The sequence below is a fragment of the Streptococcus mitis genome, assembly GCF_946190155.1.
GTDB lineage: Bacteria > Bacillota > Bacilli > Lactobacillales > Streptococcaceae > Streptococcus > Streptococcus mitis_CL.
Genome location: NZ_CAMHZL010000003.1, coordinates 14,916 through 36,750, shown reverse-complemented (window position 1 = coordinate 36,750; position 21,835 = coordinate 14,916). Strand labels below are relative to the sequence as shown.

17 protein-coding genes and 1 pseudogene are annotated in these 21,835 nt (G+C 35.4%); all 18 read left to right on the top strand.

Features of this window, described 5'->3' with window-relative positions; translation table 11 throughout:
• Positions 1-61: 61 nt before the first annotated feature.
• The 18 genes and pseudogenes from N8O80_RS03345 (at position 62) to N8O80_RS03260 (ending at position 21,758) form a co-directional block, all read left to right on the top strand.
• Positions 62-1,669, top strand: a complete 1,608-nt coding sequence (locus tag N8O80_RS03345) for a glycoside hydrolase family 13 protein (protein ID WP_261026921.1) — start codon at positions 62-64, stop codon at positions 1,667-1,669.
• Between the two features lie 195 nt (positions 1,670-1,864).
• Entirely contained in the window at positions 1,865-3,823 is a 1,959-nt protein-coding gene (locus N8O80_RS03340) for a peptide ABC transporter substrate-binding protein (RefSeq protein ID WP_261026919.1), read from the top strand.
• A gap of 232 nt (positions 3,824-4,055) precedes the next feature.
• Positions 4,056-5,501: an LCP family glycopolymer transferase CpsA gene (gene cpsA / locus N8O80_RS03335; protein ID WP_004263760.1), complete on the top strand. Its 1,446-nt coding sequence runs from the start codon at positions 4,056-4,058 to the stop codon at positions 5,499-5,501.
• Between the two features lies 1 nt (position 5,502).
• A complete protein-coding gene (cps4B, locus tag N8O80_RS03330; RefSeq protein WP_261026918.1) occupies positions 5,503-6,234 on the top strand; it encodes a capsular polysaccharide biosynthesis protein Cps4B in 732 nt (243 codons plus the stop codon).
• An 8-nt stretch (positions 6,235-6,242) separates the two neighbouring features.
• On the top strand, positions 6,243-6,935 hold the full coding sequence (cpsC, locus tag N8O80_RS03325) for a capsular polysaccharide biosynthesis protein CpsC (RefSeq protein WP_004263755.1): 693 nt from the start codon (positions 6,243-6,245) through the stop codon (positions 6,933-6,935).
• A gap of 9 nt (positions 6,936-6,944) precedes the next feature.
• Positions 6,945-7,628, top strand: a complete 684-nt coding sequence (locus N8O80_RS03320; protein ID WP_004263752.1) for a tyrosine-protein kinase — start codon at positions 6,945-6,947, stop codon at positions 7,626-7,628.
• A 22-nt stretch (positions 7,629-7,650) separates the two neighbouring features.
• Positions 7,651-9,018 carry a sugar transferase gene (locus N8O80_RS03315; protein WP_261026917.1) on the top strand — a complete coding sequence of 456 codons (1,368 nt, stop codon included), beginning with the start codon at positions 7,651-7,653 and terminating at the stop codon, positions 9,016-9,018.
• 4 nt (positions 9,019-9,022) lie between these two features.
• Complete coding sequence (locus N8O80_RS03310) at positions 9,023-9,808, top strand: LicD family protein (RefSeq protein ID WP_314732576.1); 786 nt, start codon at positions 9,023-9,025, stop codon at positions 9,806-9,808.
• 19 nt (positions 9,809-9,827) lie between these two features.
• Positions 9,828-10,550 (top strand): WecB/TagA/CpsF family glycosyltransferase, encoded by a 723-nt coding sequence (locus N8O80_RS03305; protein ID WP_029690200.1) that lies wholly within the window; start codon positions 9,828-9,830, stop codon positions 10,548-10,550.
• Positions 10,525-11,610 (top strand): glycosyltransferase family 4 protein, encoded by a 1,086-nt coding sequence (locus tag N8O80_RS03300; RefSeq protein WP_261026915.1) that lies wholly within the window; start codon positions 10,525-10,527, stop codon positions 11,608-11,610. Before N8O80_RS03305 ends, N8O80_RS03300 begins: the two co-directional genes overlap by 26 nt.
• Positions 11,607-12,701: a non-hydrolyzing UDP-N-acetylglucosamine 2-epimerase gene (gene wecB / locus N8O80_RS03295; protein ID WP_033682309.1), complete on the top strand. Its 1,095-nt coding sequence runs from the start codon at positions 11,607-11,609 to the stop codon at positions 12,699-12,701. The genes N8O80_RS03300 and wecB overlap by 4 nt, the downstream gene beginning before the upstream one ends.
• Positions 12,701-13,666 carry a glycosyltransferase family 2 protein gene (locus tag N8O80_RS03290; RefSeq protein WP_049487469.1) on the top strand — a complete coding sequence of 322 codons (966 nt, stop codon included), beginning with the start codon at positions 12,701-12,703 and terminating at the stop codon, positions 13,664-13,666. The genes wecB and N8O80_RS03290 overlap by 1 nt, the downstream gene beginning before the upstream one ends.
• Positions 13,667-13,689: 23 nt before the next feature.
• The gene (locus N8O80_RS03285) at positions 13,690-14,835 is read left to right on the top strand and encodes a polymerase (protein ID WP_070482381.1); all 1,146 of its coding nucleotides are present in this window, start codon (positions 13,690-13,692) and stop codon (positions 14,833-14,835) included.
• 150 nt (positions 14,836-14,985) lie between these two features.
• A complete protein-coding gene (locus tag N8O80_RS03280) occupies positions 14,986-16,401 on the top strand; it encodes a flippase (RefSeq protein WP_061589575.1) in 1,416 nt (471 codons plus the stop codon).
• Between the two features lies 1 nt (position 16,402).
• Positions 16,403-17,401 (top strand): acyltransferase, encoded by a 999-nt coding sequence (locus N8O80_RS03275; protein WP_049552126.1) that lies wholly within the window; start codon positions 16,403-16,405, stop codon positions 17,399-17,401.
• A gap of 13 nt (positions 17,402-17,414) precedes the next feature.
• On the top strand, positions 17,415-18,512 hold the full coding sequence (glf, locus tag N8O80_RS03270; RefSeq protein WP_049510085.1) for a UDP-galactopyranose mutase: 1,098 nt from the start codon (positions 17,415-17,417) through the stop codon (positions 18,510-18,512).
• Positions 18,513-18,536: 24 nt separating this feature from the next.
• Positions 18,537-19,589, top strand: a complete 1,053-nt coding sequence (locus tag N8O80_RS03265) for a glycosyltransferase (RefSeq protein ID WP_061589574.1) — start codon at positions 18,537-18,539, stop codon at positions 19,587-19,589.
• Positions 19,590-19,787: 198 nt separating this feature from the next.
• Positions 19,788-21,758: pseudogene (locus N8O80_RS03260) on the top strand (peptide ABC transporter substrate-binding protein).
• The last annotated feature ends 77 nt before the right edge of the window (positions 21,759-21,835 follow it).

The following is a 21,835-nucleotide window of genomic DNA, read 5'->3' as shown; positions in this document are numbered from 1 at the left end:
GCATAAATTTTTAAAAAGCGCTATCATAGACTACAGATTATTAAAATAATGAGGTAATAAGATGCAAGAAAAATGGTGGCACAATGCCGTAGTCTATCAAGTCTATCCTAAGAGCTTTATGGATAGCAACGGAGATGGAATTGGCGATTTGCCAGGAATTACCAGTAAGTTAGACTATCTAACCAAGCTGGGGATTACAGCGATTTGGCTTTCTCCTGTTTATGATAGTCCTATGGATGATAATGGCTATGATATTGCTTATTATCAAGCGATTGCGGCTATTTTTGGGACCATGGAGGATATGGACCAACTGATCGCGGAAGCTAAGAAACGTGATATTCGTATCATCATGGACTTGGTGGTCAATCATACCTCAGATGAACATGCTTGGTTTGTTGAGGCCTGTGAAAATCCTGATAGCCCTGAGCGAGATTACTATATCTGGCGGGATGAACCCAACGATTTAGATTCTATCTTTAGTGGTTCTGCTTGGGAATACGATGAAAAGTCAGGTCAATATTATCTCCACTTTTTCAGTAAGAAACAGCCTGATCTCAACTGGGAAAATGAAAAACTTCGTCAGAAAATTTATGAGATGATGAACTTCTGGATTGATAAAGGCATTGGTGGTTTCCGCATGGATGTCATTGACATGATTGGGAAAATTCCTGATGAGAAGGTAGTCAATAATGGTCCTATGCTCCACCCTTATCTCAAGGAGATGAATCAGGCGACCTTTGGAGATCAGGATCTCTTGACAGTAGGGGAAACATGGGGAGCAACGCCAGAGATTGCCAAGCTCTACTCGGATCCAAAAGGGCAAGAATTGTCTATGGTCTTCCAGTTTGAACATATCTGTCTTCAGTATCAGGAAGGGCAACCTAAATGGCATTATCAAAAAGAGTTGAATATAGCTAAGTTGAAAGAGATTTTCAACAAATGGCAGACAGAGTTAGGAGTTGAGGACGGTTGGAATTCGCTCTTTTGGAACAATCATGACCTCCCTCGTATCGTCTCAATCTGGGGAAATGACCAAGAATACCGCGAAAAATCTGCCAAAGCCTTTGCCATCTTACTTCATCTCATGAGAGGAACTCCTTATATCTACCAAGGTGAGGAGATTGGGATGACCAACTATCCGTTTGAAACACTGGACCAAGTAGAAGATATTGAATCCCTCAACTATGCGCGTGAAGCTCTTGAAAAAAGTGTTCCGATGGAAGAAATCATGGACAGTATCCGTGTCATTGGACGTGACAATGCCCGTACTCCAATGCAATGGGATGAGAGCAAAAATGCTGGTTTCTCAACAGGTCAACCTTGGTTAGCAGTGAATCCAAACTATCAAGCAATCAACGTTCAAGAAGCATTGGCAAATCCAGATTCTATTTTCTATACCTATCAGAAACTGGTCCAAATTCGTAAGGAAAACAGCTGGCTGATTCGAGCTAACTTTGAATTGCTTGATACTGCTGATAAGGTTTTTGCCTATATCCGTAAAGATGGGGACCGTCGTTTCTTAGTTGTGGCTAACTTGTCCAATGAAGAGCAAGACTTGATCGTAGAAGGAACCGTCAAATCGGTATTAATTGAAAACACCGTGGCTCAAGAAGTTTTTGAAAAACAAATCTTGGCTCCATGGGATGCTTTCTGTGTGGAATTACTATAAACATTTTTTACAGAAAAATCTAAAAATGAAATCGTATAAAAACAAGGGAGGATTGTATGAAAGACAGAAATCCTTTGTTTTTTTATGACTAAGATTTATAAACTTTCATTCTAGAAATTCAATTAACTTTACAAATTCCCACTATTTTGGTAAAATAAATCTATGTTACAAAAACTAACATAAAGGAGAAAGAAGATGACTACAAAAAAGCGTATCCTTAGTGCAGGCCTGACTTTTGCAGCTGCCTTGCTTTTAGCTGCTTGCGGACAATCAGGTTCAGATACAAAAACTTACTCATCAACTTTTAGTGGAAACCCAACTACTTTTAACTACCTATTAGACTACTACGCTGATAATACAGCCATCATTACCAACCTAGTTGATGGCTTGCTTGAAAATGACAATCATGGAAACCTAGTTCCGTCTTTGGCAGAAGACTGGTCTGTTTCAAGCGACGGTCTGACTTATACCTATAAACTGAGAAAAGATGCCAAATGGTTCACGGCTGACGGTGAAGAGTATGCCCCAGTCAAGGCACAAGATTTTGTGACAGGTATCAAGTACGCAGTGGATAATAAATCACAGGCCATTGACTTGATTCAAAACTCGATCAAGGGCTTGAATGATTATATTACAGGAGCGGATTCTGACTTTTCTAAGGTTGGGGTGAAGGCCATTGACGACCAGACTGTTGAGTATACTTTGGCACGTCCAGAGCCTTACTGGAATTCAAAAACAACCAACAGTATTCTTTTCCCAGTGAATGAAGAGTTTTTAAACTCAAAAGGGAAAGATTTTGGCACCCTATCTCCAGATAGCATTCTCTACAGCGGACCTTATTTGTTAAAAGATTTCACATCAAAATCATCGATCGAGTATGTGAAGAATCCGCATTACTATGATCATGACAAAGTATCGATTGAACACGTAAAATTGGCTTACTTTGATGGTTCGGACCAAGAATTGACCATCCGTAACTTTGAAAGTGGAGCTTATTCTATCGCTGGAGTTTATCCAAATAGTTCTAACTTTGCTAAGATCAAGGAAAAATATAAGGATAATATCGTCTATAGTTTGCAGGACAAGACTTCTTGGTATTTTAATTTCAACGTCAACCGTAAGGCATACAACCATACGTCTAAAACGACAGATGAGCAGAAGAAGTCAACTGAGACGGCTGTCTTGAACAAGAACTTCCGCCAAGCAGTGAACTTTGCCTTGGACCGCACAGCCTATTCTGCCCAGTCAAATGGGGAAGAAGCAGCTAGCAAGACTCTTCGTAACACCCTAGTGCCTCCAACATTTGTCCAAGTTGGAGACAAGACCTTTGGAGAAGTAGTCGCTTCTAAATTGGTCAACTATGGCACAGAATGGTCAGATATTAACTTGGCAGATGCTCAGGATGCCTATTTTAACAAAGAAAAAGCCCAAGCAAAATTTGCGGAAGCTAAAAAAGAATTGGCAAGTCAAGGTGTGACTTTCCCTATTCACTTGGATGTGGCTGTTGATCAGACAAGTAAAAATGCTGTGACAGGCATGAACTCAGTTAAGCAGACCCTTGAGTCAGTTTTAGGTGCTGATAACATTGTCATTGATGTTCAACAACTTTCAACAGATGATTTTAATAACGTAGCCTTTTTAGCGCCAACGCCAGCTGATCGAGACTACGATTTGAACTTTGATGGCTGGGTAGGTGACTACCAAGATCCGTCAACTTATCTCAATCCTTTCAATGCAGAGGATGGGTTCTACCTCAAGATTTTTGGTTTAGATGCTCAAGAGGATAAAGCTAAGATTGCTAGCTTGGGGCTTGATACCTACACCAAGATGCTCAAAGATGCAGATAGTGAAAATAAAGATGTAGCCAAACGCTATGAAAAATATGCTGAAGCACAGGCTTGGATGATTGACAATTCTCTGATTATGTCAGCCATGTCAAGTGGTGGAACAGCTTCTGTAACCAAAGTGACGCCATTTACAAGAGGCTATTCACTGGTCGGCATCAAGGGTGATGGCAATAACTACAAGTATATGAAACTGCAAAAAGATACTGTGACAACCAAACAGTATGAAGAAGCCAAGGCCAAATGGGAGCAAGAAAGCAAAAAAGCAATCGAAAAAGCTCAAAAAGAAGCAGAAAATCATGTTAAATAGATTATCGAGGTTCCGTAAGGGACCTCGTTTGTTATATTTTTGATTCTTCTGTCTATGAAACGAGAATGTCAAAATAGGAAACGATAGATACTATACAGGTTATAAAAAACAATTATTCCTTCGGAGTACATTTAGAAGATGCATTGAAAACGCTGATAAAAAAAGGAATAAATGGAAATTATTTCATGATTGTGATATAATAATTCTGATAATCAACATATAGGGGAAAACTATGAATAAACGTTCAAAAAGAGCCCGTTCGGGTAAAGTTAAGCGGAGTATTAATATAGCCTTATTAACCATTTATGTATTATTGGGTGGTTTTTTGCTGTTCTTGATTTTTAGACATAATATATTGGCGTTTAGATATCTGAATGTTATGACGGCAGCTGTAGTGATTTTGGTCGCTTTAGCGAGTCTGCTTTTGATCATTTATAGAAAAGCAGAAAAGTTTACGATTTTCTTTTTAACACTAGCTATTTTAATGAGTTCAGTTTCTTTTTTTGCATTGCAACAATTTGTAGGCTTTACTAGTCATATCAATTCTACGTCAAATTACTCAGAATACTCAATGAGTGTTGTTGTTCTGAAAGATAGTGACGTTCATAATGTCACACAACTAGATAGTGTTACAGGGCCAACGGATACAGATAATGAGAACATTCAAAAATTGATAGCTGATATCAAAGCTAGTCAGAGCAAAGAATTGACTGTTGAACAAAGCACGTCATATCTTGCGGCTTATAAGAGTTTGGTATCAGGTGAAGCGAAAGCAATTGTATTAAATAGCGTCTTTGAAAATATTATAGAATCTGAATACCCTGATTACGCATCAAAAATTAGGAAAATCTACACTAAAAATATCACCAAAGAAGTAGCTGCTCCTAAAGTTTCTAAGAACAAGTCCTTCAATGTCTATGTGAGTGGTATTGACACTTACGGACCAATTAGTTCGGTTTCTCGTTCAGATGTCAATATTTTGATGACTGTAAATCGAGATTCTAAAAAAATTTTATTAACAACTACCCCTCGAGATTCCTATGTTCCGATTGCAGACGGAGGGAATAATCAAAAAGATAAGTTGACTCATGCAGGTATTTATGGAGTAGACTCATCTATTCATACTTTGGAAAATCTTTATGGAGTTGATATTAACTACTATGTTCGCTTGAACTTCACTTCGTTCTTGAAATTGATTGACCTTTTAGGTGGTGTAGATGTGTACAATGATCAGGAGTTTACATCTCGTCACGGGAAGTTCCATTTCCCAGTAGGAAATGTTCATTTAGATTCTGAGCAAGCTCTTGGGTTTGTTCGTGAGCGCTACTCTTTAGCTGATGGGGATCGTGACCGTGGTCGTAATCAACAAAAGGTCATCGTCGCAATCATTCAGAAATTAACTTCTACCGAAGCATTGAAAAATTATAGTGATATCATTCAAGGCTTGCAAGATTCCCTTCAAACAAATATGCCGATCGAAACGATGATGGATTTGGTTAATACTCAATTGGAGAGTGGTGGCAGTTATAAAGTCAACTCTCAAGATCTCAAAGGTACAGGTCGAATGGGACTTCCTTCTTATGCTATGCCAGATAGTAACCTCTATATGATGGAAATCGATGATAGTAGTCTAGCAGCTGTTAAAAGTGCGATACAAGATGTGATGGAGGGAAGATGATATGATTGATATCCACTCTCACATTGTTTTTGATGTAGATGACGGCCCAAAGTCTATAGAAAATAGTAAATCTCTTTTAAGAGAAGCATATAATCAAGGGGTTCGAATGATAGTTTCGACTTCACATCGTCGAAAAGGGATGTTTGAGACTCCAGAAGAAAAAATAGCGACGAATTTTTTAAAGGTTCGTGAGATTGCTAAAGAAGTGGCAGATGATTTGGTCATTGCTTATGGAGCAGAGATATACTATACTCCAGATGTTCTAGAAAAACTTGAAAACAAGCGTATTCCTACTCTCAATGATAGTCGTTATGCTTTGATTGAATTTAGTATGAATACACCCTATCGCGATATTCATAAAGGGTTAAGCAATATTTTGATGTTAGGGATTACACCAGTGATTGCTCATATTGAACGTTATGATGCGTTGGAAAACAATGAAAAACGTGTTCAAGAACTGATTGATATGGGATGCTATACGCAAGTAAATAGTTCTCATGTTCTAAAACCTAGGCTCTTTGGCGAAACCTATAAATTTATGAAAAAGAGAGCCCAATATTTTTTGGAGAGAGACCTGGTTCATGTCATTGCAAGTGATATGCATAACTTAGATAGTAGACCCCCTTATATGGAGGAGGCTTATCAGATTATTTCTAAAAAGTATGGTAAAGCCAAGGCTGAAGAACTATTTGTAGAGAACCCTAGGAAAATTATAATGGATCAAATAATTTAGGAGAAAATATGAAAGAACAAAATACTATGGAAATCGATGTATTTCACCTGCTTAAAATTCTTTGGAAACGAAAAATTCTAATTGCATTGGTAGCAATTGTAGCTGGAGCTTTAGCTTTTGCTTATAGTGCTTTTATCGTTAAACCGGAGTTCACTAGTACTACACGGATTTATGTAGTTAACCGTAATCAGGGAGATAAGCCTGGTTTGACAAACCAAGACTTGCAAGCTGGATCATACTTGGTTAAAGACTATCGTGAAATTATTTTGTCTCAAGATGTTTTGGAAAAAGTTACATCTAATTTAAAATTAGATCTATCACCAAAAGCTTTGGCTAGTAAAATCAAAGTAACCGTACCAGTCGATACCCGTATCGTTTCTATTTCAGTTAATGATAGAGTCCCTGAGGAAGCTAGTCGTATTGCTAACTCATTGAGAGAAGTTGCCGCTGAAAAGATTATCAGTATCACACGCGTTTCTGATGTCACAACACTTGAAGAAGCTCGTCCGGCTACAGCACCATCTTCTCCAAATATTCGTAGAAATACAATTATCGGGCTACTTGGAGGAACAGCCTTTATGGTTATCGCTGTTCTTATCGTTGAACTGGTTGACACACGAGTGAAACGTCCAGAGGATATTGAAGATGTTATGCAAATCGCATTGTTGGGAGTTGTTCCAAATTTGGATAAGTTGAAATAGGAGAGAGATATGCCGACATTAGAAATAGCACAGAAAAAATTAGATCTGGCCAAAAAAGCGGAAGAATACTATAATGCCTTGCGTACGAATATACAATTGAGTGGAAATAATTTACAAGTAATTTCTATCACTTCTGTAAAACCGGGTGAAGGAAAGTCAACGACTTCTACAAATATTGCTTGGGCATTCGCGCGTGCAGGTTACAAGACCCTGTTAGTAGATGCTGATATTCGTAATTCTGTCATGTCAGGTGTCTTCAAGTCACGTGAAAAAATTACTGGATTGACAGAATTTTTATCTGGAACAACAGACCTATCTCATGGTTTATGTGATACCAATGTTGAGAATCTATTTGTGGTTCAAGCTGGGTCTATCTCACCCAACCCAACTGCTTTATTGCAAAGTGAAAATTTTAGCACTATGATTGACACACTTCGCAAGTATTTTGATTATATTATTGTTGATACAGCGCCTATTGGTATCGTTATCGACGCAGCTATTATTACACAAAAATGTGATGCATCTGTTTTAGTTACTGCGGTAGGAGAAGCTAACAGAAAAGATGTTCAGAAGGCTAAAGGTCAATTGGAACAAACGAATAAACCATTCTTAGGAGTTGTATTAAATAAATTCAATACTTCAGCTGAGAAATATGGTTCTTACGGTGAGTATGGTTCTTACGGTAAAAAATAAGGGATAGACTAAGGAAGTAGTTATGGAAGAGAAAGGGATAAAAATATCTCTGGCAGTAATCCAGAGTTTTATAGTAGTGTTACTGGGGTATTCTCTTAGTTTTGTTAAAGAGACAGATATTCTTTCAACAACAATGATTGTCCTATATATTCTCCACTACATCGTATTTTATTTTAGCGATTACGGTCAAGATTTTTTTAGACGAGGAAATTTGATTGAATTTGTTTGCTTGACAAAATATATCATTTTCTTTGCATTGGCAATTAGTCTTTCTAATTTCTTTTTAGAAGAACGCTTTAGTATCTCTAGACGAGGTATGGTGTATTTCTTAACCTTACACTCGATTCTAATGTATCTAGTCAATATTTGTATCAAGTATTATTCGAAACGGATATTTCCTAATTTGAAATGGAGTAAAAAACTATTCTTGATTACAGCAACATCTAGAGTTGAGAAAGTGATGGATAAATTACTTGATGCTGGTGATTTCTTTGGAGAACTGGTGGCAGTTAGTGTATTAGATAAACCTAATTTCCAACATGATACTATTACAGTCGTACCAGTCGAAGATATTTTAAATTTTGCAACTCACGAAGTTGTGGACGAAGTGTTTATCAATCTTCCTAGTGAAGAATATGATATTGGTGAATTTATTTCTCGTTTTGAAACGATGGGAATTGATGTAACGGTTAATCTAAATGCTTTTGACCATAATCTAGGGCGTGACAAGAAAATCCGTGGGATGGCTGGTCTAAATGTCATTACTTTTTCGACGAAATTTTATAAGAATAGTCATGTAATTGCTAAGCGTGTCATAGATATTATTGGTTCTATTTTTGGTTTAATGATTTGTGGTCTAGTTAGTATAGTTCTAGTTCCAGCTATTCGAAAAGATGGTGGACCTGCTATTTTTGCCCAGACTCGCATAGGAAAAAACGGCCGACATTTTACTTTTTATAAATTTAGATCAATGTGTATTGATGCTGAGGATAAAAAGAGAGAATTGTTGGAGAAAAATACCATGCAGGGTGGTATGTTTAAGATGGACAATGATCCTCGCATTACAAAAATTGGTCGCTTTATCCGTAAAACTAGCTTGGATGAACTTCCCCAGTTTTGGAATGTTCTGAAAGGAGATATGAGCCTAGTGGGAACAAGACCGCCAACAGTTGATGAATATGAGACATACACACCTGAACAAAAACGTCGATTGAGTTTTAAACCGGGTATCACTGGACTTTGGCAAGTTAGTGGTAGAAGTGAGATTAAGAATTTTGATGAAGTTGTTAAATTAGATGTAGCTTATATAGACGATTGGACAATTTGGAAAGACATTGAAATTTTACTAAAAACTATTAAAGTTGTACTTATGAGAGATGGAGCGAAGTGATTTTATGAATAAAGTGAGGGAAATTCAACTAGGAGAATTATCTTTATTGAAAAGTTTTATTGCTATTTGTAGTAAACATAACTTAAGATATTATGCTTTGGGAGGGACATTGCTAGGAGCAATTCGTCATAAAGGATTTATTCCTTGGGATGACGATATGGATTTAGGAATGCCTCGAAAAGATTATGAAAAATTTTTGTCTATTTGTAACAAGGAACTTCCAGAACATGTTATTTTGAGACTTCATGATGATAATTTAGGTAATACCTCTATTATGGATACATCTTTACAAATTCCATTTGGAAATGAACTTTGCAGTCCTTTCATAGATATTTTCCCTTTGGATGGTTATCCAGATGATCGTTTTTATTATTTTATTCATACAAACAAAATTAAATTCTATCGTGCACTTTCTAAAATTTCGGTAATCGATCGTTTACATGACAGAGATCGGGGAAGTTTTGAAAATGCAATTGTGAGTATATCAAAAGTTTTGAAATTAAATAAACTTCTAAAAACAACCACTATTAACAACAAATTACAAAATCTAATTAAACAATATGATTTTGAAACTAGTTCATTAGTTGGTAATGTATTAGGTTCCTATAGAGAACGTGAGCTTGCTAGAAAAGAAGTATTCGGTGAATCACAATTACTAGAGTTTGAGAACTTAGAAATAAGTTGCCATGCAAACCCAGATGAATATTTAACAAAAATATATGGTGATTACATGAAGTTACCAAAAGAAGCCGAGCGTAAGGGTCATTTTGAGTCTACATGGGGAGATTAATTTGAATAGTTTTAATTTAATGGGGGTCAGAATTGACCCTTTAACAATGGATGAAACAGTACAAGAGGTTGAGAAATTTGTAATTGAACAACGTCCTCTTCATTTAATGGGCGTAAACGCTGATAAGATTAACCAATGTCAATCAGATGAAGCTATTAAGAAGATAGTTAACGAGTCTGAGATCATCAATGCAGATGGTGCATCAGTAGTTCTAGCTTCTCGATTTTTGGGCTACCAAGTTCCAGAACGAGTTGCTGGAATTGATTTAATGCAAAGATTATTAAAATTAGCCGATGAAAAATCTTATTCAGTGTATTTTTTTGGTGCTAAAGAAGAAGTTTTGCAAGATATGTTACAAAATTTTAAAGAAGAGTATCCAAATCTACGAGTTGTTGGACATCGTAATGGTTATTTTTCTGAGGAAGATGAGCAAGATATTCAGGAAGATATTCGTGAAAAGAATCCCGACTTTGTATTTGTTGGAATTACTTCACCTAAAAAAGAATACATCATCCAAAAATTTATGGATAATGGAGTGAATTCTATTTTTATGGGTGTAGGTGGTAGTTTTGATGTATTGTCTGGTCACATTCAGCGTGCCCCACTTTGGATGCAGAAATCAAACTTGGAGTGGTTGTTCCGAGTTGCTAATGAGCCAAAGCGTCTCTTTAAACGATACTTTGTAGGGAATGTTACCTTTATTAAGCGAGTTTTAGATGAGAAACGAAAAACGAAAAAATAATATTTTACATATTTCACGAACGATGGATATTGGTGGTGCGGAGAGAATCGTGTACCAGTTGAGTTCTGATTTGAAAGATGAGTTTGATAGTGTACATGTTGCTTCTACAGGAGGCCTTTGGGAACCAAAATTAGAGACCCAAGGAATTATCCATCATAAAATTCACGATATAGACAGCAAAAATCCCCTTACTGTGTTGAAGCTGCTTCTTACTATTTATCAAATTATTAAGACAAATGATATTACTCTGGTTCATACGCATCATCGAATGGCAGCTTTTTATATTCGTTTGTTAAAACTGATTAATCCCAAGCTAGTCCACGTTTACACTGCTCATAATGTCTTTAAAGATAAGTTGTCTTTATATAGATTTTCACTGAAAAATGCCTATAGTATTGCAGTGGGTCAAGCAGTTAATCAAAATTTGAAAGATGATGTGGGAGTTGCAGACAGCACTGTTATCTATAACGGAGTGATCTTGAAACAGTCAAATAGACAAGTTGATGAGATTATGAAGTTTGATGGAATCAAGCTAGGCTGTATTGCAAGATTATCTGAACAAAAAGGTTTGACCTATTTGATTGATGCTATTTCTTTGATTTCAGATGAAAACCTTCGTTTATTTATCGTTGGGGATGGAGAACTTAGAGCCGAATTAGAAAACAAGGTTAAAGAACGAAATCTGGAAGATAAAGTATCTTTTTTAGGATATAGACAGGATATAGTCGAGTGTATTAATAGTTTTGATTTCCTAGTGTCTTCGTCATTATTTGAGGGCTTGGCTCTAAATGTTATCGAAGCATTTATGAATGGAAAAACCATGGTTGCGACAGATATTCCTGGCATTAATGAAGTTGTTACAAAAGAAAATGGGATCTTGGTTCCTGCTAAAGATGCTAGGGCCTTAGCTTCTGCTATTGAGAGTCTGGCGACTGACTCAACTCTTAGAACTAGGTTAGCTCATCAAGCTAAAAAAGATTATGAAGAGAAGTTTAGTTATCCTTTATTTTTAGAGAATTATCGTAAATTTTATCAAAAACTAATGGGAGATTCAAAATGAAAAAAGTAATGTTAGTTTTTGGGACGCGTCCAGAAGCAATAAAAATGTGTCCCTTAGTGAATGAACTGAAGAAAAATGATTCAATCAAAACACTTGTGTGTGTAACCGGTCAACATAAAGAAATGTTAGAGCAAGTTTTAGATGTCTTTAAAGTTGTTCCTGATTATGATTTAGGAATTATGAAGGCAAATCAAACACTATTTACAATCACGACAAGTATTTTAGATAAAATTCAAGCAGTTTTAGAGCAGGAAAAACCAGATATTGTTCTTGTTCATGGGGATACTACAACCACTTTTGCGACAGCTTTAGCTGCATTTTACATGGGAATTAAAGTTGGACATGTAGAGGCAGGATTGAGAACTTATAATCTTCAAAGCCCATTTCCTGAAGAGTTCAATCGTCAGACTACTTCAATTATTGCGGATTTCAATTTTGCTCCGACAGAAGTGGCTAAAGAGAATCTTCTAAAAGAGGGAAGAGAGAATATCTATGTTACTGGAAATACTGTCATCGACGCCTTGAAGACAACCGTTCAAGAGCATTATGACCATCCTATTTTAGAGTGGGCTAAGGACAGTAAACTAATCATGTTGACAGCCCATAGACGTGAAAATCTTGGTCAACCAATGGAAAATATGTTTAATGCAGTTAATCGTATCCTGAATGAGTTTGAAGATGTTAAAGTCGTATATCCTATTCACAAGAATCCTAAGGTTCGTGAGCTAGCAAGTAAAGTGTTTGGCGATAATGAACGTATGAAAATCATTGAACCTCTAGAAGTCATTGATTTCCATAATTTTATGAATCAAAGCTACATGATTTTAACAGATTCTGGTGGTGTGCAAGAAGAAGCACCTTCTTTAGGTAAACCAGTATTAGTAATGCGTGATACAACAGAACGTCCAGAGGGGATTGCTGCAGGAACCTTGAAATTGGTAGGAACAGAAGAAGAAAATATTTATACTAATTTCAAACTGCTTCTAGAAGATGAAACAGAGTACAGCAAGATGAGTAAAGCAAGTAATCCATATGGAGATGGAAAAGCTTGTGAGCGTATTGTTGATATCATTTTGGAAGGATTATCATAATGGATCAGATTTCTATTGTTGTACCAGTGTACAATGTTGAGAACTGTTTGAGTTATTGTGTAGAAAGTCTAAGACAACAAACATATAAAAATATTGAAATAATCCTAGTAGATGATGGTTCGACGGATAGTTCTGGAGAAATTTGTGACCAATATGCTCGAGAAGATAATAGAATAAAAGTTCTGCATATTGAAAATGGGGGATTGTCCAATGCCCGCAATACTGGGGTAAAAGAATCTTCAACAGATTGGATTGTTTTCATTGATTCAGACGATTATTATGACCATAGAGCCATTGAATATTTAGTAGAACTTAGAGATAAGTATAGAGTTGATCTTGTAGCAACTCCAGTGATTGAAGTTAGAAACTATGAAAATAGTGATTTTTTAGGAGATTTCAGAGAGAAATATTCTGGAAAATTAGATCGTAGAACAGCTTTAGAACAAATGTTTTATGGAAATTATGTTGGGACACATTCAGGTGGTAAACTCTATAAGAAAGAAATCTTATTAAGGTTTCCATATCCTAAAGGGATGTTATATGAAGATTTAGCTCTTGCTTATGAGCATATTGCTTCCTGTGAAAATATTGCTGTTAGTGATCTAAATCTTTATAAATACTATCGAAGACCAGGAAGTATTGTAAATTCTAAGTATAGTGATCGTCTCTTAGATTTTTACAAGGCAATGGAATGGAATAGAAGTTATATTGAACGAGACTATTCAGGTGATAGGGATATGAGAAGAGCCTTGAATGTTCGCTATGTTTTTAATGGTCTGCATATTGTACATGCTATGCTTAGTTCAGATATGTATGCTGAAGTTAATAAAATTAGAAAAGAATACATTCAATATTTCAAAGATGTTATTCCGAATTCAAATGTTACAAGGAAAAATAAATTGAAATATATATTGTTTCTCGTATCTGCAAAATTGTATAACACTATTCGAAATAAGATTGGATAATTTAAACAAACTTAGGTAAAAATATGAAAATAAAAATAAAATTATCAGAGTTATTATATTTTTCAGCTTTCTTTATTTGGTTGCTTTTTAATTTTATAGCTCAAACAAATTTAGTCTATAAATATCCTGAAATTTATCGTTTTCGAATAGTTGCTATGATAGTGTCTATTGTCATACTTCTGTTTAAACTACTATTAGAGAGACACTCGAGTAAGTTTCTGATATTCTTCTTTTCAGCTTTCTGCTTGGCTATCATTATTGGAATTTCAACACATAAGCTTTTTGATGCTCTAACAATAATTTCAACAATCCTATTTATTATTTCTATCAACAATGTGAATTTTAGAAAAGTTTTGATTCTCTGGACAGTTTCGATTGTTCTCTTAATGATTTCTATATATGGTCTATTAAAGTTTGGCATTATTGAAAATACGCTGAGAGTTCAATTAGGAGGGCGATTCCGTTTTAGCCAAGGATACCAATATGCTAGTTTCGGAGCTAATTTTTTATTTCATCTGACTCTAGTCTATCTATATTTGAGAAAAAGTAAAATCAGATTGTCAGAAATTCTAATGCTTGGAATACTGAATTATTATTTTTACGTGAATACTGATACGAAATCAGCTTTCCTTCTTTCAATTCTAGCATTAGTATTGGTGTACATATTCAAAAATAAAGTAGTTAGTCAAAAAATCCTGAATGCTATTGGTAAAATTACGTTGACTGCAGGGATTCTTATTCCTATCATTTTGACTTATTTTTATAACGCAAACAGTAAATTCTTTCAAATTTTAAACGTAGCTTTGACAGGAAGACTAAGTTTAGGACATAAGACATTATCTTTATATGGCGTACATATGTTTGGTCAAAGAATTGATTGGGAATTGCAACAAAGGGCTACGTCTGTTTTTGATAATTATTTATACGTTGATTCATCTTTTGTAAATATTTTGTTGCATTATGGAGTGATTCTACTAGTTGTTATTTGGTATAGTTTCTATCAACTAAATAAAAGAGGACACTTTAATACAGTTGAGATGCTTGTTTTTATTGTATTGATACTTCACTCAATGTTTGATCCACAATTTTTTGAATTAATGTACAATCCATTATTATTATTAATGGGTATTTCTTGGAGTAAGTATAGGTATAATTATCAAGATGTTTAAAGTTTTTGTGTTATATGTATCCTTGGTTCTAAATTGAGGCTAGTTAAGTGATTTTTGTGCCAAAAAAGTTTAATCTATTTCACATCATCATTTTTGGACAGACTAATTTTCGCCGTTTATAATAGTAGTTAAGTGAGGAATATGCTCCCTATGAAGGTTCTTAAAAATTATGCATACAATCTTTCATATCAATTATTAGTCATTATTTTACCGATTATTACGACTCCATATGTTACCAGAGTATTTAGTTCTGATGATTTAGGAACTTATGGTTATTATAATTCTATTGTTACCTACTTTATCCTGTTGGCTACCTTGGGGGTAGCCAATTATGGTACAAAGGAAATTTCTGGTAATCGAAAAGCAATTCGTAAAAATTTCTGGGGAATTTATACTTTACAACTTGGAGCAACCATCTTATCACTGACTCTCTATATTTTGCTTTGTCTCACTTTTTCGTTAATGCAAAACCCAGTAGCTTATATTTTAGGATTAAGTTTACTTTCTAAAGGTTTAGATATTTCTTGGCTATTCCAAGGTTTAGAGGATTTTCGAAAAATTACAGTCAGAAATATTACAGTGAAACTAGTTGGCGTCATTGCTATTTTTCTATTTATAAAATCAGATAGCGACCTATATTTATATGTGTTCTTGCTTACCATTTTTGAATTGTTGGGACAATTAAGTATGTGGTTGCCGGCAAGAGAGTTTATTGGGAAACCGCACTTTGATTGGGAATATGCTAAGCAGCATTTGAAGCCAGTTGTCTTATTGTTTTTACCTCAGATTGCCATATCGCTCTATGTTACTTTGGATCGTACAATGCTAGGAGCTTTAGCTTCAACAAAAGATGTAGGAATCTATGATCAAGCATTGAAACTTGTCAATATTTTATTGACTCTAGTAACTTCATTGGGAAGTGTCATGTTACCACGAGTTTCAAATCTTTTATCATCAGGGGATCATAAAGCAGTTAATAAAATGCATGAGATGTCATTTCTAATTTATAATTTGGTTATTTTCCCCATTATGGCAGGTGTGTTAATTATAAACGATGATTTTGTTAACTTTTTTCTGGGAAAAGATTTTCAAGATGCACGCTATGCAATAGCTATTATGATTCTAAGAATGTTCTTTATTGGATGGACAAATATCATGGGGATTCAAATTTTGATTCCCCATAATAAAAATAGAGAGTTCATGCTTTCAACAACAATTCCTGCTATTGTTAGTGTCGGATTAAATCTTCTCTTGCTTCCAAAACTGGGCTATATAGGTGCAGCAATTGTATCTGTCTTAACAGAGTCGCTGGTTTGGGCTATACAGTTATTCTTTACTCGTTCTTATCTAAGAGAAGTTCCTATAATCGGATCAATGGCAAAAATTGTACTAGCATCTGCCATTATGTATGGCCTTTTGTTATGTTCAAAAACAGTTATACATTTTTCACCAACATCAAATGTTCTAGTATTTGCAATGTTTGGTGGAATCATTTATCTTTTTGCAATTCTATCTCTAAAAGTGGTAGATGTGAAAGAATTAAAACAAATTATTAGGAAAAACTAGAATGAGAAAAGTTCGAAATATCAACCTAGATTTACTAAAAGTGCTTGCCTGTGTTGGAGTTGTTTTACTTCATACAACAATGGGTGGATTTAAAGATACTGGTTCATGGAATCTTTTGACGTATTTATATTATTTGGGTACCTACTCTATTCCCTTGTTTTTTATGGTCAATGGTTATTTATTGTTAGGCAAGAGGGAAATAACTTCCCATTACATACTTCAGAAAGTCAAATGGATCCTAATAACAGTATCATCATGGAACATTATCGTTTGGCTCTTTAAAAGAGATTTTACAGTTAATCCAATTAAAAAAATTGTAGGCTCTCTGATACAAAAAGGGTATTTCTTTCAGTTTTGGTTTTTTGGCGCATTGATACTGATTTATTTATGCTTGCCTATTTTGAGTAAATTTTTAAATTCAAAAAGAAGATATTTATACATTTTAGCTTTATTGATTGTTATTGGTTTTATAGTTGAATTGGCAAATATTTTCTTTCAGAGGCCTCTACAAACTCATGTTATGCAAACTTTTAGATTATGGACATGGTTTTTCTATTATATTTTAGGTGGTTATATAGCACAATTCAATGTAGATAATCTCAAATATAGATTTAAAAATTGGATGAAAATAGTTAGCATGCTTTTAGTATTGATATCACCAATTATATTGTTTTTCTTAGCAAAGAATACTTACCATAATCTTTTTGCTGAATATTTTTATGATATTCTATTCGTGAAATTTACAAGCTTAGGAATTTTCCTGATGGTATTAACACTATCTTTGAATGAAAATGGGAGCAAATGGATTGTTTCTCTATCTAATCAAACAATGGGTGTTTTTGTAATACACACCTATGTTATGAAGATATGGGAAAAATTAATTGCTTTCAGTTTTACAGGTGCATATTTGTGGTTTGCTATATTTACTTTGAGTATTAGTTTTATTGTCATTGGAATATTAATGAGAATCCCATATCTCAATCGAATCGTCAAATTATAAAAAGGAGAACAAGATGTACGATTATCTAATCGTTGGTGCTGGGTTGTCTGGAGCAATTTTTGCTTATGAAGCAACCAAGCGTGGAAAAAAAGTAAAAGTTATTGATAAACGTGACCACATTGGTGGGAATATCTACTGTGAGAATGTAGAAGGAGTCAATGTCCATAAATATGGTGCCCATATCTTCCATACTTCTAATAAGAAAGTTTGGGATTATGTGAATCAATTTGCTGAATTTAACAACTACATCAACTCGCCTGTAGCTAATTACAAGGGTAGCCTTTATAATCTACCTTTCAATATGAATACTTTCTATGCTATGTGGGGGACAAAAACTCCTCAAGAAGTCAAAGATAAGATTGCTGAGCAAACGGCTCACATGAAGGACGTTGAACCTAAAAACTTGGAAGAACAGGCTATCAAGTTGATCGGTCCAGATATTTATGAAAAGTTGATTAAAGGATATACTGAAAAGCAATGGGGACGTTCCGCGACTGACCTTCCACCGTTTATCATTAAACGTCTACCAGTTCGTTTGACTTTTGATAATAACTACTTCAATGACCGTTACCAAGGTATTCCAATTGGGGGGTATAACGTTATCATTGAAAATATGCTGAAAGATGTTGAAGTAGAACTTGGAGTTGACTTTTTTGCCAATCGTCAGGAATTAGAAGCTTCTGCTGAAAAAGTTGTCTTTACAGGGATGATTGACCAATACTTTGACTATAAACATGGTGAGTTAGAATACCGTAGTCTTCGTTTTGAGCATGAAGTTCTAGATGAAGAAAACTATCAAGGAAACGCAGTTGTAAACTATACAGAACGAGAAATTCCTTATACTCGTATTATTGAGCATAAACATTTTGAGTATGGTACGCAAGATAAAACGGTCATTACTCGTGAATACCCAGCAGATTGGAAACGAGGAGATGAACCTTATTATCCAATCAATGATGAGAGAAACAATGCTATGTTTGCTAAGTATCAAGAAGAAGCAGCGCAGAATGATAAGGTCATTTTCTGCGGACGTTTGGCCGATTATAAATACTACGACATGCATGTGGTCATTGAACGTGCCCTAAATGTTGTAGAGGAAGAGTTTAAATAAGATAACGAAGGATAAAGTTGATCGATGAAATATTATCTAAAAGAAGAATTTCTGAAGGATTCTGGTGCACGAAATGCGGGGAATAAGGCTCGAAATGATGTTGAAGAAATAGTAGTTCGTGAGGGCTATAGTCCTTTGTTATTGATGGTAGATGATTGGTATCAAATGGGGACTATTAGAGCCCAACGACATAAGGCCAAAGCTCTATCCAAAGCTATCTCTAAGTTGAAGGAAGGGGATCAGCTACTGATTCAATTTCCTATGCTTCATCATAGTTTCTTTACGACTCATTTAGTCAAAAGAATGCAACGTAAAGGAGTGAAGGTTCACTTTATTATCCATGACTTAGAAGTTTTGCGCTATGCTAATTTGGATACAGTACCCTGGAAGCATAAGATTCGTGTTCATCTTCAAGAGTCTAGTCTTTTGAAACAAGCTGATGGTCTTATTGCTCATAATCCAGTTATGAAATCAGTGCTTGTTGATAAGGGGATTTCTGAGAAGAAAATAGTTAGTTTAGGCATTTTTGACTATCTGATCCCGAATTATCAGGATAAAGAAGATTTATCGAAGGAAGGAGCTATTATTGTAGCTGGAAATTTAGCTCAAGAAAAAGCAGGTTACTTATATGAGTTGCCTGCAAGACCGGCATATAACCTTTATGGTGTTGGTTTTGATGAGGCTAGAAAGCTATCCAATGAAACCTATTTTGGTTCCTTTCTTCCAGATGAACTACCATCAGCATTAGAAGGAAGCTTTGGTTTGGTTTGGGACGGTGATAGTTCTAAAACTTGTAGCGGAGTGTTTGGTGAGTATTTGAGATACAATAATTCCCACAAGGCCTCCCTTTATTTGGCTTCTGGTTTCCCTATTATTGTCTGGGGGCAATCTGCTTTGGCTAATTTCGTCTTAGAAAAAGAGTGTGGAATTAGTATTGAGAGTTTACTTGACTTGGAAGAAGTATTGGAACATTTGTCTCAAGAAGAGTATCAGGGTTTGGTCAAAAATGCTAAGGCCGTAGGTCAAAAAATTCGTGAGGGTTCTTTTCTTCTTTCCGCATTGCAAGCTTTCAATTAATGAATCTAAAAATGATTTAAATAGATGGATGAGGGAGTTACTGGATTCCCTCTTTTCTTATAGTTAAAAAGAGATTAAAAAATGAAATAAGATTCGATAGTTGTCAGAAAATAACAACTAAAAATGAAAATTCAGAAAAATATATTGACAATAGATTGCAAAGGGTCTATAATGGATAGAAAAACAAAGGAGAATACTATGAAAACAAGGAAAGTATTGGCTCTTGCGGGAGTCACTTTATTAGCAGCTGGTGTCTTAGCGGCTTGTTCTGGTGGTTCTGCTACTAAAGGTGAGCAGACCTTCGCCTAGACAGACCCAGATAATCTCAACTATTTGACAACCAGCAAGGCAGCTACTTCAAACATTACTAGTAACGTCATTGATGGATTGCTTGAAAATGACCGTTATGGGAATCTTGTTCCCTCTATGGCAGAGGACTGGTCAGTTTCTAAAGATGGCTTGACTTATACTTATAAGATTCGTCAGGATGCCAAGTGGTACACTTCTGAAGGAGAGGAGTATGCTCCTGTTAAGGCTCAGGACTTTGTGACAGGTCTTAAATATGCAACAGATAAGAAATCAGAAGCCCTATACTTAGTACAGGATTCAATCAAAGGACTGGATGCTTATGCTAAAGGGGAAAATAAAGATTTCTCTCAAGTTGGGATTAAAGCTCTTGATGATCAAACAGTCCAATACACTTTGAACAAACCTGAAAGTTTTTGGAATTCTAAAACAACTATGGGTGTCTTAGCACCAGTTAATGAAGAGTTTTTGAACTCAAAAGGGGATGATTTTGGCAAAGCTACGGATCCAAGTAGTATCTTGTATAATGGTCCTTATTTGTTGAAATCCATTGTAACCAAATCTACTGTTGAATTTGCAAAAAATCCTAACTACTGGGATAAAGACAATGTCCATATTGACAAAGTCAAATTGTCATTCTGGGATGGTCAAGATACTAGTAAACCTGCAGAAAACTTTAAAGATGGTAGCCTTTCAGCAGCTCGTCTCTATCCAACAAGTGCAAGCTTCGCAGAGCTTGAGAAAGAGATGAAGGACAATATTGTTTATACGCAACAGGACTCTACGACTTATGTAGTAGGAACAAACATTGACCGTCAGTCCTATAAATATACTTCTAAGACTAGTGAAGAACAAAAGACTTCAACTAAAAAGGCTTTGTTAAATAAAGATTTCCGTCAGGCAATTGCCTTTGGATTTGACCGTACAGCCTATGCTTCTCAGCTAAATGGACAAACTGGAGCAAGCAAAATCTTACGTAATATCTTTGTTCCACCAACATTTGTTCAAGCAGATGGAAAAAACTTTGGTGATATGGTCAAAGAAAAATTGGTGACTTATGGGGATGAATGGAAGGATGTCAACCTTGCTGATGCCCAAGACGGTCTGTACAATCCTGAAAAAGCTAAAGCAGAATTTGCTAAGGCTAAGACTGCTCTTCAGGCAGAAGGAGTACAGTTCCCAATTCACCTAGATATGCCTGTTGACCAGACAGCAACTACAAAAGTTCAGCGTGTCCAATCTATGAAACAATCCTTGGAAGCAACTTTAGGATCTGATAATGTGGTTATTGATATTCAACAATTACAAAAAGATGATTTATTGAATGTTACTTTATTTGCACAAACTGCTGCTGGTGAGGATTGGGATCTTTCTGATAACGTTGGATGGGGACCTGACTTCTCAGATCCATCAACTTATCTTGATATCATTAAGCCTTCTGTAGGGGAAAATACGAGAACTTACCTAGGATTTGATTCAGGAAAAGACAATGAAGCGGCTAAGAAGGTTGGTCTTAATGATTATGATAAAATGGTCAATGAAGCAGGGGAAGAAACTACAGATGTTACAAAACGGTATAACAAGTATGCCGAAGCTCAAGCATGGTTGACAGATAGTGCCCTAGTCATTCCAACGACATCTCGTACAGGCCGTCCAATCTTGTCTAAGATGGTACCATTTACTTTACCTTTCTCTTTCTCAGGAAACAAAGGGACAAGCGATCCGCTCCGATACAAATATCTTGAACTTCAAGACAAGGCAGTCACTGCAGATGAATATCAAAAAGCTCAAGATAAATGGATGAAAGAAAAAGAAGAATCCAATAAAAAAGCGCAAGAAGAACTTGCAAAACATGTGAAATAGATTTTAATCATCTATAGAAACTGATTGATAAAGGGTTTGGCATTCGATAGGAATGCTAAATCCTTTTTATTATGTGA

Bases quoted from the DNA above. Each gene is read 5' to 3' on its own strand.
- N8O80_RS03345 (WP_261026921.1), top strand. From the start codon at position 62: ATGCAAGAAAAATGGTGGCACAATGCCGTAGTCTATCAAGTCTATCCT.
- N8O80_RS03340 (WP_261026919.1), top strand. From the start codon at position 1,865: ATGACTACAAAAAAGCGTATCCTTAGTGCAGGCCTGACTTTTGCAGCT.
- cpsA (WP_004263760.1), top strand. From the start codon at position 4,056: ATGAATAAACGTTCAAAAAGAGCCCGTTCGGGTAAAGTTAAGCGGAGT.
- cps4B (WP_261026918.1), top strand. From the start codon at position 5,503: ATGATTGATATCCACTCTCACATTGTTTTTGATGTAGATGACGGCCCA.
- cpsC (WP_004263755.1), top strand. From the start codon at position 6,243: ATGAAAGAACAAAATACTATGGAAATCGATGTATTTCACCTGCTTAAA.
- N8O80_RS03320 (WP_004263752.1), top strand. From the start codon at position 6,945: ATGCCGACATTAGAAATAGCACAGAAAAAATTAGATCTGGCCAAAAAA.
- N8O80_RS03315 (WP_261026917.1), top strand. From the start codon at position 7,651: ATGGAAGAGAAAGGGATAAAAATATCTCTGGCAGTAATCCAGAGTTTT.
- N8O80_RS03310 (WP_314732576.1), top strand. From the start codon at position 9,023: ATGAATAAAGTGAGGGAAATTCAACTAGGAGAATTATCTTTATTGAAA.
- N8O80_RS03305 (WP_029690200.1), top strand. From the start codon at position 9,828: ATGGGGGTCAGAATTGACCCTTTAACAATGGATGAAACAGTACAAGAG.
- N8O80_RS03300 (WP_261026915.1), top strand. From the start codon at position 10,525: ATGAGAAACGAAAAACGAAAAAATAATATTTTACATATTTCACGAACG.
- wecB (WP_033682309.1), top strand. From the start codon at position 11,607: ATGAAAAAAGTAATGTTAGTTTTTGGGACGCGTCCAGAAGCAATAAAA.
- N8O80_RS03290 (WP_049487469.1), top strand. From the start codon at position 12,701: ATGGATCAGATTTCTATTGTTGTACCAGTGTACAATGTTGAGAACTGT.
- N8O80_RS03285 (WP_070482381.1), top strand. From the start codon at position 13,690: ATGAAAATAAAAATAAAATTATCAGAGTTATTATATTTTTCAGCTTTC.
- N8O80_RS03280 (WP_061589575.1), top strand. From the start codon at position 14,986: ATGAAGGTTCTTAAAAATTATGCATACAATCTTTCATATCAATTATTA.
- N8O80_RS03275 (WP_049552126.1), top strand. From the start codon at position 16,403: ATGAGAAAAGTTCGAAATATCAACCTAGATTTACTAAAAGTGCTTGCC.
- glf (WP_049510085.1), top strand. From the start codon at position 17,415: ATGTACGATTATCTAATCGTTGGTGCTGGGTTGTCTGGAGCAATTTTT.
- N8O80_RS03265 (WP_061589574.1), top strand. From the start codon at position 18,537: ATGAAATATTATCTAAAAGAAGAATTTCTGAAGGATTCTGGTGCACGA.